At 38.9% G+C, this 11,205-nt stretch carries 9 protein-coding genes; 7 read left to right on the top strand and 2 right to left on the bottom strand.

What is annotated here, in order from left to right:
• The 5 genes from AB7E63_RS12365 to AB7E63_RS12345 form a co-directional block, all read left to right on the top strand.
• Nucleotides 1-536: ABC transporter ATP-binding protein (locus AB7E63_RS12365; protein ID WP_428419602.1), on the top strand; the 536-nt coding region annotated here is incomplete at its 5' end.
• Nucleotides 533-1,681, top strand: coding sequence for an ABC transporter permease (locus tag AB7E63_RS12360; protein ID WP_006341482.1), 1,149 nt, complete (start codon nt 533-535; stop codon nt 1,679-1,681). The genes AB7E63_RS12365 and AB7E63_RS12360, both read left to right, overlap by 4 nt.
• A gap of 1 nt (nt 1,682) precedes the next feature.
• A complete protein-coding gene (locus AB7E63_RS12355; protein WP_006341481.1) occupies nt 1,683-2,792 on the top strand; it encodes an ABC transporter permease in 1,110 nt (369 codons plus the stop codon).
• A gap of 10 nt (nt 2,793-2,802) precedes the next feature.
• A complete protein-coding gene (locus AB7E63_RS12350) occupies nt 2,803-4,296 on the top strand; it encodes an efflux transporter outer membrane subunit (RefSeq protein ID WP_079891738.1) in 1,494 nt (497 codons plus the stop codon).
• Nucleotides 4,297-4,360: 64 nt separating this feature from the next.
• Nucleotides 4,361-5,368, top strand: coding sequence for a hypothetical protein (locus AB7E63_RS12345; RefSeq protein ID WP_006341479.1), 1,008 nt, complete (start codon nt 4,361-4,363; stop codon nt 5,366-5,368).
• Here AB7E63_RS12345 and AB7E63_RS12340 read toward each other — a convergent pair.
• Nucleotides 5,363-6,337 (bottom strand): F-box protein, encoded by a 975-nt coding sequence (locus tag AB7E63_RS12340; RefSeq protein ID WP_006341478.1) that lies wholly within the window; start codon nt 6,335-6,337, stop codon nt 5,363-5,365. The two genes, AB7E63_RS12345 and AB7E63_RS12340, sit on opposite strands and share 6 nt — an antisense overlap.
• Before the next feature lie 165 nt (nt 6,338-6,502).
• Complete coding sequence (locus tag AB7E63_RS12335; protein ID WP_006341477.1) at nt 6,503-9,379, bottom strand: aconitate hydratase; 2,877 nt, start codon at nt 9,377-9,379, stop codon at nt 6,503-6,505.
• Between the two features lie 154 nt (nt 9,380-9,533).
• Between AB7E63_RS12335 and AB7E63_RS12330 the strand changes: the two genes are divergently transcribed.
• Nucleotides 9,534-10,598, top strand: coding sequence for a linear amide C-N hydrolase (locus AB7E63_RS12330; RefSeq protein ID WP_036746270.1), 1,065 nt, complete (start codon nt 9,534-9,536; stop codon nt 10,596-10,598).
• Between the two features lie 426 nt (nt 10,599-11,024).
• Nucleotides 11,025-11,205 (top strand): hypothetical protein (locus AB7E63_RS12325; RefSeq protein ID WP_428419601.1); only part of this gene is annotated, 181 nt, incomplete at its 3' end.

Below are 11,205 nucleotides of genomic sequence, written 5' to 3'. Positions count from 1 at the left end.
CTAGGGCCCAAATTGGCTATATGGCACAAAAATTTTCTCTCTACGGAAATTTAAGCGTTATGCAAAACCTGCAATTTTTTTCAGGGATTTATAATCTCACAGGTACATATCGAGCTGAAGCTGTACAGAAAATGGTCGACACATTTGATCTAAAACCCTATCTCAACGTTTCCGCAGATGAACTTCCTTTAGGTTTTAAACAGCGCCTAGCCCTATCTTGTGCTGTGATGCACAATCCAACTGTACTTTTTTTAGATGAACCCACATCCGGTGTAGATCCAATTACTCGCAGAGAATTTTGGAATCACATCAATGGGCTTGTTGAAAAAGGGGTGACAGTCATGGTGACCACTCACTTCATGGATGAAGCTGAATATTGCGATCGCATTGGAATGGTGTATCGCAGTCGTTTGATTCGTTTAGGGTCACCGGATGAGTTAAAAGACATTGTAAAAACAGATCATAACCCTTCACCTACTCTTGAAGATGCTTTTATCGAATTGATTAATCGGTACGATCAGGAGCATGCTAAATGAATGAGGCTGCGCAAATAAAAAAAGAAGGGAGTATCAGGCGCATTAAAGCTCTTGTGATTAAGGAATTTTTTCAGATCATCCGAGATCCAAGCAGTATTTTGATTAGCTTATTGCTTCCTATGATCCTGTTGTTTCTTTATGGATTCGGTGTTTCTCTTGATTTGAATCATTTGCGACTTGGTTTAGTGTTAGAAGAAACAACCGTTGATGCCATTAGTTTTGCTGAATCGCTTAAAAACTCTCCTTATTTTGAAGTGAGGATGGCAAAAGATCGTCGAAGTTTGGAGGATTTAATCATTGCAGGTAAAATCAGAGGCATTGTCGTTGTTCCTTCCTATTTTTCTGCTTTTAAAAAACGGACGGATCAGCCCGCACCCATTCAAGTCATTGCGGATGGAAGTGAGCCCAATACAGCTGCATTTGTGCAAAATTATGTTTTAGGTGCTTGGAACATCTGGTTACAACAGGAAAAAATTAATCAGAATCTTAAAGGTTTACCTCTAGTTAACCCTCAGCCAAGGTTTTGGTATAACGAAGAGTTGATTAGTCGAAATTTTTTAGTTCCCGGATCTTTGGCCATTATCATGACGTTGATTGGGACTTTGCTTACCGCTTTAGTTGTCGCAAGAGAATGGGAAAGGGGGACAATGGAGGCTATGATGGCGACACCAGTGGGCATTTACGAATTACTGTTTGGTAAATTAATTCCTTATTTTTTTTTAGGAATGACATCTATGATGATTTGCGTTGCAGTGGCGGTTTTTTTCTACAATGTGCCATTTAGGGGATCGTTTTTGTTGTTAGCTCTCGTTTCGGGTGCTTTTTTATTTTGCGCGACCATCTTGGGATTATTAATTTCTACACTCAGTCGCAATCAATTCATCGCATCCCAAATCTCCATGTTTGTGGGGTTTTTGCCCGCATTTATCCTTTCTGGTTTTATCTTCGAAATTTCGAGCATGCCTTTTGTTATTCAACTTGTAACTTATATTATTCCAGCACGCTATTTCGTCTCTTGCCTTCAAACTTTGTTCTTAGTAGGAAATATTTGGAGGCTAATTATCCCTGATTTGCTTTGTATGTTAGCTTTTGGATTTATTTTATTAATGATAACGGCCTTTAAAACAAAAAAAAGATTGGATTAGCATGTTTGGGCGTATTCATGCATTGATTATTAAAGAGATTTTGATGGTTTGGCGAGATAAAAAAAGTCGGGCTGTTTTAATCGTGCCCCCTCTTTTTCAATTGTTTATTTTTGCTTTTGCGGCGACCCTTGATGTAAAAAATGTATCGATAGGTATTTTAAATCGAGATTCTGGAAAACCTGCGTTTGAATTGGTGCAACGCTTCAAAGGAGCACCTACATTTAAAAAGATTCATTACTTAGGCAGTGTTGAGGAAATTACGCGTGTGATTGATTTGCAGGAAGTAATGATGGTCCTTCATATCGATGATCAATTTTCGCGCAATTTGTATGCAGGGAAAGAAGCGCCTGTTCAGCTCATTTTCGATGGACGTAAATCGAATACTACACAGATCGTACAAGGGTATGCTTTGAACATCATCGACCAATTTAGCCGCGAGTTTTCCCATGATCAAGGCTTTCATGTGCAGCCGACAGTGCTTGTTACCCGCAATTGGTATAATCCTAATCTTCTTTATTATTGGTTTAATATTCCCAATCTTTGCGGTGTGCTGACGATGGTTGTAACGGTCATTTTGACAGCTCTATCTGTCGCTCGTGAAAGAGAAATGGGTACTTTCGATCAATTGCTTGTTTCTCCAGCGCAACCATTTGAAATTCTCATAGGGAAAATGTTACCAGCGATTATTATTAGTGTATGCGAAGGATCAGTCATTATTGCTCTTGCCGTTTTTTTCTTTCAGATCCCTTTTACCGGGTCTTTGCTCTTATTATACTTTAGCTTACTAGTCTTTGTTAGCTCAGTAGTGGGTGTGGGACTGTTTGTATCTTCGCTTTGTCAAACACAGCAACAAGCCGTTCTAGGTAGTTTTGTATTTATGTCTCCCGCCATTTTATTATCCGGTTACGCAACTCCCATTGAGAATATGCCTGGCTGGTTGCAAACCATTGACCTCGCCAATCCGTTGAGCTACTTTTTAGTCGTCGTAAAAGGCATCTTTTTAAAGGACATGCCTGCCTATCTCGTCTTTCAAAATACGTGGCCAATGGCAATTATTGCAGTTTTTACCTTATCTGGAGCCGATTGGTTCTTTAGAAAACGATTAGAATAAGTGTGGGCTTATGAGAAATTTTTATTATTATTTATTAAGTCTATTCTTGTGTGGGTGCATGGTGGGACCAGATTATCGGCCACCTATGAACTATGTGCCGGATCAATGGACGCCTTTACCATGTCCACAAGAGGTTAATCTGGAATTTTCCCAAGAACTGCCTCTTTGTGAGTGGTGGGAAGTTTTTGAAGATCCTCTTCTGATTGAATATATACGAATGGCAGCCCTGCACAACAATGACATCAGAGTTGCTGAAGCGAATGTTTGCCGAGCAAGAGCCACGCGCATGGTGGCTGCTGCACCATTATTTCCACAGCTTTCGGCTGATTTCAATGGTTCTAGAACCATGTTTAGCAAAAATGGGCCTCTCTTTCAAATCCCTGCGCCAAATGCACCTACGACACCAGGTGCTACGACACCCAATGCCCAATTTACAATTCAAGTTCCCCAATTTCAAACCCTTTATAATGCAACTTTGGACATGACATGGGAACTCGATCTATTTGGAAAGACAAGACGAAACGTGGAATCAGCCGATGCGAAAGTCTCTGCATCCATTGAGCAAATGAACGATCGCTTAATTTCTGTTTTTGCTGAGGTTGCCCGCAATTATCTAGAGGCAAGAACGGCTCAGGAAAAGATTAGCTTGACAAAGGAAAATATCAACGTTTTGGAAAAAAGTGCAGATATTATTGGAAGAAGAGTCAAGGCTGGATTGAGCAATCAATTGGATCTTGAAAGAATTGAAGCGGAGGTCGCGCAAGTTTATGCGACGATTCCTAATTTTGAAGCATTGCTATTTCAAAGCATCTATGCACTCTCCGTTTTGACAGGCAATTTACCTGAAACGCTTGTGGCAGAATTATTGCCCTATCGATCGTTACCTCCCATCCCGAGTGAAGTGTCTATTGGAATCCGTTCAGATATCTTGAGAAGAAGGCCAGATATCCGGGCAGCTGAAAGGCAATTAGCCTCAGCGACAGCAGATATTGGGGTTGCCGTTGCCAATTTTTTTCCTACAATTTCTCTATTTGGAGATGAAGGATTTCAATCTTTAATGTTCAGCAATCTTTTTCAAGGCGCAAGTAATACGTGGTCATATGGCGGTGATATTAACCTTCCTATTTTCCAAGGAGGAAAACTTGTGGGGAACTTGCGTGTTGCTGAAGCATCTGCCACAGCTGCCGCTTATACATATCGTCAAACCGTTTTGCAAGCATTGCAAGAGACAGAAAGTTCCATGGTGACATTTTTGGAAGATTTAAAAACCATGCGACGTTACGGTGATAGTGTTGGACGCAATGAAAAAATTGTGCAACTTTCCAATGAAAGATATGTGAAAGGACTCGTGAGTATAACAGATTTGTTAGATAGCGAAAGGCAGTTGATCTCCATTCAACAAAACCGTTTAGATGCTGAGAGTGCAGCCCTTTTGGATTTAGTTCGTCTTTACAAGGCGTTAGGTGGGGGGTGGGAAACTTACTTTTCTGAATGCAGGCATTAATATTAACGTTTGCTTATTTGAGGGGAATTTTTTATGGTTTGCCTGTTAAACGAAAGGATCATCTATGTCACCTCTTAGCTCCATCAATAAATGTCTGAACTTTATTTGCTTTCCATGGAAAAACAAAAAATGTACAGGCAAAAAAATAGCTGGATGGATTGCTTTTTTCTCCATTGGGTGGATATACCATCCTTTAAAAGCGACAAAAAGATGCTATAAAAAAATTAAAACCCTTGATAAATCTTTTACAATATGGCAAAAAGTATTTTCTCAGGATTCGATAACGAAAACATTAGCATCTTTTAATAATCCCCATGTAGCCGATCAAATTTATGGCATTTATATCACAACCAATGAAACTAACTTAGCAACGATCTATCAAAAGTTAAGAGCACATTCACGACCTAATCATGGGGCTAAAACCATCCACATAGGTTGTGCAGCATGGTATAATTTTGATATGATGGTCCAAAGAAACTCAAACTATGGATTGATTATTGATTTTAACCCACAAAATGCCAAATTTATTGAGAAAACAATGGAGATCATCCAGTCATCAGGGACCCGGGAAATCTTTAAGCAGAAAATGATTCATTACTTGAATTCCTTGCATGGAAAACAGAGAGAATTATTTTTTCATGAAGATCAACAAGGTTTGCCTACTGATCGGATAGAAAAAGAGTTGTCTCGTGAAGGCAGTTGGCTTGAAAATGAAAAATCCTACCTCTTTATTCAAAAGCTTGTGTCGAGAGGAGCCATTATTCCTATTACAGAAGATCTTTCTCATTATGAAACATTTGCTAAAATAAGAAACACCTTAGATCGTCATGATATTGTGATAGATACTCTTTACCTAAGTAATGTAAGCAATTTTATTGCTGAAGATCAAAAAGCATCTTTCACAAAGTCTGTTAAACAGCTGTTGAACAAAGAAGCTCTATTTATCAATTGTCCAAAATTCCTTTATAGGTCTACAGGACATGTGAAAACGTTACAGCAACAAGCTTATCTTGGAAAAGAAATTCTTGAAAATTCTTGTGAGACAACAAAATTATTTGAATATATTTTATAGAAGCTCAATACCTAGATGATAATCTTTGATTAATTTTTTAGCTTTTTCTAACTGATTGCTTTCGGTATAAGATGTGACAATTTTCCTAAAGAATTTTATATAGATATAGGAGAACGTTTTTCTTTCGGTTTCGATTTCATAAATGATTTTTGTTAAATTTAGGGCATTTTTTAGATCGCCATTCTTTATAAACATGTCGAACTTTTCTTCCAAGTATGTATTTACGTGGTAGTCCCTGCATAAAAATTGGGGAGGATTTTGCATGTAAAATTCTTTTAAAAAAACTTTCGCTATTTCTAGATTGCCTTTCTGCATTAAATCGCAAAAAATTTCACTTGCAATAGAGGATCTAGGATAGATGTTTTTGGTACTCCCCATCGTTCTTTCTACCGGATCCGTGGCTATCTGGATAAGCTGTGCAGCTTCACTTAAGCGATTTGCTTTTTTAAATGCTTCGTACAGTTTTTGGCATCTTTCATTTTTGACGATTGCATTTTGCTTTTCCGCATCTAACAGCAATTCTTCCAGGTCTTTGTGTAAGGAAATTAAATCGAAGAGGTTCTTAGATAGACATGCAAAAGAAAGATCTATGGGATCTCTGTCTTCAATAAAAAGCTTTAATTGATCAAGATCAGTTTGTTCAAAATTTTTTAAAATATTGATCAACGCTCTTTCTAAAACAAATATATTTTGGAAGTAGTTAAAAAGCATTTTTTTGTTTAACTCATTGATCTGATCTGATTCATTCGGATATTTTTTTTTATTCACTTTGTCCGAAATAAAGGAGATGAATTTTTTGATTTCATAAAATTCGGCCGTGAGACTTAGCTCTCGCCATTTTTTGTTTACCAAACGAGTTGTTTTGATCTCTTTAAGGAATGTAAAAAGATGAAGAAGAGTTTCGTTAGGAAGTATGGTTTCAATATTTATTACCAAATTATTTTGAAGCGGATTTAGCTCAATAGTCATTTTTGTGCTTTTAGTAAAACTAGATATGTTAATAAGATTTGCAGGCTTTATTATGGATTGAATCGGATTTAAATCAATCTGACAATTTGTAAAAGTAGAAGTGAAAGATGGAGAGTCTCATGAAGGCATCCTAAAAAATGTTTTTAGGATGCCTGGAAGGGGTGTTTATGCTTGTGCCTTTTTTGCTAGAATATGGCGTAATACGTAGGGTAAAATCCCCCCATGAAGATAATACTCAATCTCTATTGGAGTGTCTAACCGTAAAATTAGTTGTGCTTTTTTTATTTCATTGCCTTTTTTAATTTCTAAAGTGACTTCTTGCTTACTTGTGATGTGATTTTCAATTCCGATTAGCGAGAATGTTTCATCGCCCGTAATACCCAAGCTTTCCCAACTTTCATCAGGTTTAAATTGAAGAGGCAATACACCCATTCCAATTAGGTTGGTTCGGTGAATCCTTTCAAAGCTTTGAGCGACGACGGCTTTAACACCGAGAAGAGCAGATCCTTTGGCGGCCCAATCGCGTGAGCTGCCCATGCCATAATCTTTTCCCGCAAAGACAATTAAGGGAACATTTTTCTCTCCATAAATTTGACATGCATCAAAAATCGGCATCACTGTGCCTTCAGGCATCAATTTTGTGAAACCACCTTCCTTATCACCAGCCATCCGATTGCGAATCCGCACATTTGCAAAAGTTCCACGTACCATTACGTGGTGGTTTCCACGGCGGCTTCCATAACTATTGAAATCTTCCTTTTTGATTCCTAAGGAGAGTAAATATTTGCCAGCTGGGGTATCAGCTCCTATGGATCCCGCAGGAGAAATATGGTCCGTGGTGACTGAATCTCCAAAGAGCGCGAGGGGACGTAAATTTTGCAAAGGTATTCTAGGGGGAAGCTCTGTAGTAAATCCATCAAAATATGGAGGTTTTTGGATGTACGAGCTTGTTTCGTCCCACTCATAAACACCCCCAGAATTGACTTGGATATTTTGCCAAATGGGGTTGTCTTCTAAAATGCGTCCATACCTGTTTTTAAACATGCTTGGATCGATGCTTTTAGCGATTGTCTTTTGAATTTCCTCTGTCGAAGGCCAAATGTCTTTTAAAAACACGGGATTGCCGTCTTTTCCAATTCCCAAGGGTTCTTTTTCAAAGTCGATATCTACTCGCCCCGCAATAGCAAAGGCAATTACAAGAGGAGGAGACATCAAAAAGTTAGCTTTAACAGCGCTATGGATTCTGGCTTCAAAATTTCGGTTTCCACTTAGCACACTGGCGGCAATTAAATCATAATCTTTGATGGCTTTTTCAATGTTATCGTCGAGCGGACCGCTATTTCCAATACAGGTGGTGCATCCATAAGCAACAAGTTGAAAGCCGAGTGCATCAAAGTACTTTTGGAGATCTGCTTTTTCAAAATAATCTGTAACGACGCGAGATCCTGGAGCTAAGCTCGTTTTGACCAAGGGGTTGACCTTAAGTCCTTTTTCTACTGCTTTTTTAGCAAGTAAACCGGCCCCTAGCATAACACTTGGATTGCTTGTATTTGTACAACTTGTAATGGCGGCAATGACGATGGACCCATGCTTTAAAATGATGTCGCATTTTTCAGCTTCGCCATAGCCTGGATCGGTAATTGCAGAATTAAAAGGGCGGTTTGTAACCATCTCAACTTCATCCCAGGCAGGTTCTTCTTTTTGTTTGGTATCAAGCACATAAGTACCTCCGGTGTCATGAGGAACGGTTATGGAAACTGTTCCGTTTGAATGCACACCGACCGCTTGTTGGAGATCTTCATCTGTTTTTCCGTAACCGCCATTTTTAACTGGGGTTTTGATGATTTCGAGGAATTTGCTTTTAAGATTGATCAGATCAATGCGGTCTTGAGGACGTTTAGGACCTGCTACAGCGGGTTTAAGGGAAGAAAGATCAAGTTCTAGAACTTTCGTAAAGTCAATTTCCCCCTTTTTAGGTACACCGAATAAATTTTGTGCTTTTAAGTACTCTTCGATAAGGGTGATGTCTTTTTCATCTCTCCCCGTTAAATGGAGATATTCGAGCGTTTTTTCATCGACTGGAAAATAACCCGTAGTTGCACCATATTCGGGAGCCATATTTCCAATAGTGGCTCGATCTGCAACCGTTAGGCTAGCTGTGCCTTCACCGAAAAATTCGACAAATTTTCCTACTACGTTTTCTTTGCGCAATAATTGTGTAATGGCGAGAGTCAGATCTGTGGCTGTTACTCCTTCTGATAAGCGACCACTTAAGTGAACGCCGATGACTTCCGGAAGTTGTAAAACGTTTGGCTGGTCTAGCATGGCGCCTTCTGCTTCAATTCCTCCAACGCCCCAACCCAAAACACCGAGTCCATTAATCATTGTTGTGTGGGAATCTGTCCCTACAAGGGTGTCAGGACTAATGATTAGAACGCCATTTTTTTTGTTAACAAAGACAACTTTGGCAATGTGCTCTAGATTGACTTGGTGAACAATTCCAATACCTGGAGGCACAACTTTGAACGTTTTAAAGGCTTGTTGTCCCCAGCGCAAAAATTCATATCTTTCTTGGTTCCGTTCGAACTCTACCTTTAAATTAAAATCGAAAGCATTTTTTGTTCCTGATCGATCGACTTGTACAGAGTGGTCAATGACAAGGTCTACGGGGACTTCTGGTTCAATAAGAGTGGCATCTAATTTTCTTTCTGCAACAGCGTCGCGCATGGCTGTTAAATCCACTAATAATGGAACGCCTGTAAAATCTTGCAAAATGACTCTAGAAACTACAAAAGGGACTTCACCTTCATAAGGCCCTTTTGCAGACCAATTGGCTAACCTTTCAACGTCTTCTTTTCGAACTCTTTTTCCATCGCAATTTCTCATTAAAGATTCCAGCATAATACGAATACTAATGGGCAGACGACTAATCTTTGCAATCTTTTGCTCTTCTAAGGCAGGTAAGGAGTAGTAATAACGTTTTTGATCGTTATTTAAGGATTTTAAAGTCTTAAAAGTGTCGACTAGGTTGGGTTGAGACATGTGTCCTCTTGTGGTTATCTGATTGAAAAGATAGAGATGAAAGAAAACGCCTTTTTATTCAATGATTTTATTGACAATAGACAAGCATCTTGATACTAGAAATAAGTATTCTTTTCAATGCACTCTTTTAAAAGATTTAAACTTAAGGAAACACATGCTAAGAAAAATTTGGAATTCAGTCAGTTTTAAAGTGATTGCTTTAGCCATCTGCACCATTCCGTCAAGTGGTTTTAGCTGCACAGATTTTTTGCTAAAAGCGGAAGACCACACCTGCATTGTTGGACGCTCTTTGGAATTTGCCCAAATTCTGCCTACACGTGTACAACTTTTTCCAAAGGGGGAACAGTTTCAAAGTCCTGCACCTAACAATCAAAAAGGCATGCAATGGACCTCCAAGTATGCTTTCGTTGGCATGGTGATTTTGCCTTCAAAGGCTATTTCAGATGGATTTAATGAAAAAGGATTTTCCGTAGGAGCATTATGGATGCCTGGGACAGAATATCCAGCAGTTTCCTTGGCACCGGCTGATACAATGATCCATTTTGCAGATATTATGGCATGGTTATTGGGAAATGTTGAAACGGTCGAAGAAGCCAAAAATGCTCTTGAAAAAATGCATGTTTATTCGGATAAAGTTGCAGGCTTTTCGATAATTCCACCTGTGCATTTGTCGTTGCATGATGCCAACGGAAAAAGTGGGGTTGTTGAGTTCATTAAAGGCAAAGTCAATATTTATGATAATCCTGTCGATGTTTTAACAAATGCGCCTGAATATCCTTGGCACCTAACCAATTTGAGCAATTACATCAATCTTTCTCCAGTTAATGCCGGAGAATTAAAAATAGGCAATGCCGTGATTACCGCTACGGGACAAGGAACAGGTTTTCTAGGTGTTCCAGGGGACTGGACGCCTCCTTCACGTTTTGTACGCACGGCTCTTTTTAAGAATGCGATGGGTGCCCCAAAGACTGGTAAAGCAGGAATCAATGCGGCTTTTCACCTCCTCAATACGGTGGATATCCCTTATGGAACAGTCCGCGAAAAAGAAAGTAACAGTGGCGATTTTACGCAGTGGATTGTTGTGAAAGATTTAACGAACAAGAAATTGTACGTGCGCACCTATGGAGATCTCAACATTCGAGAGTTTGATTTTTTAAATGGAGACCAAAATTCTCAAGAAGCCAAGAAAGGGATTGATTTGCAGACTCAGGCTCTTTGAGAAAAATGGGCATCTTAAAATTAGTTTTTGATTTGTGATGCTTATATTTTTTACACTGGCTTTAAGATGAGTCACAAAAGACATGTAGACTTGCATAAAAAGACACATACGATTTTTTTATGGTCTCGTCCCATGAATTGATAATGCCTGGTGGTTTATTTTTGCCTTTGGGTTTTATATTCTCTTTTTAAGAGGTGTAACGCCTGCTTGGATTGAGATCATCAAATCAACCCCACCCATTTATAATCTCAACTCTTGTATTAGCGTTGCCAATGTGTAAAACAGAAAAATGGGCGATGTGATGTTCATTTTCTCCAATGTAAATATTTTATGACAAATACAAAAAACAGAGAAAAATATTGATTACTATTTTCAATTTTAATATAACCCATCTGTTTTATTCATTTTTATTTTGAAGAGGGTGACATGAGATCTTTTCTAAATCTACTAGCCAGCCTAATTTTTCTCCTTAACCCCTTAATGGCAGAAGAAGATCTCACGCCTGAACCCTCAAACGAAGTGGTTAAAATTCCCCGCTCAACGACGGATGACAGTGATGGCCGCATTTCTTTTGCCAACCTTTTAGGCCTGCCGAGTGGAATCGTTG

It is taken from the genome of Parachlamydia sp. (assembly GCF_050255895.1).
Classification (GTDB): Bacteria; Chlamydiota; Chlamydiia; order Chlamydiales; family Parachlamydiaceae; genus Parachlamydia; species Parachlamydia acanthamoebae.
The sequence above is the reverse complement of the archived record's forward strand: the minus strand, read 5'-3'. Positions and strand labels throughout refer to the sequence as shown.

What these genes read in the sequence shown, in the direction of transcription:
- AB7E63_RS12335 (WP_006341477.1), bottom strand. Translation starts at nt 9,379, where the DNA reads ATGTCTCAACCCAACCTAGTCGACACTTTTAAGACTTTAAAATCCTTA.
- AB7E63_RS12360 (WP_006341482.1), top strand. Translation starts at nt 533, where the DNA reads ATGAATGAGGCTGCGCAAATAAAAAAAGAAGGGAGTATCAGGCGCATT.
- AB7E63_RS12345 (WP_006341479.1), top strand. Translation starts at nt 4,361, where the DNA reads ATGTCACCTCTTAGCTCCATCAATAAATGTCTGAACTTTATTTGCTTT.
- AB7E63_RS12340 (WP_006341478.1), bottom strand. Translation starts at nt 6,337, where the DNA reads ATGACTATTGAGCTAAATCCGCTTCAAAATAATTTGGTAATAAATATT.
- AB7E63_RS12355 (WP_006341481.1), top strand. Translation starts at nt 1,683, where the DNA reads ATGTTTGGGCGTATTCATGCATTGATTATTAAAGAGATTTTGATGGTT.
- AB7E63_RS12330 (WP_036746270.1), top strand. Translation starts at nt 9,534, where the DNA reads ATGCTAAGAAAAATTTGGAATTCAGTCAGTTTTAAAGTGATTGCTTTA.
- AB7E63_RS12350 (WP_079891738.1), top strand. Translation starts at nt 2,803, where the DNA reads ATGAGAAATTTTTATTATTATTTATTAAGTCTATTCTTGTGTGGGTGC.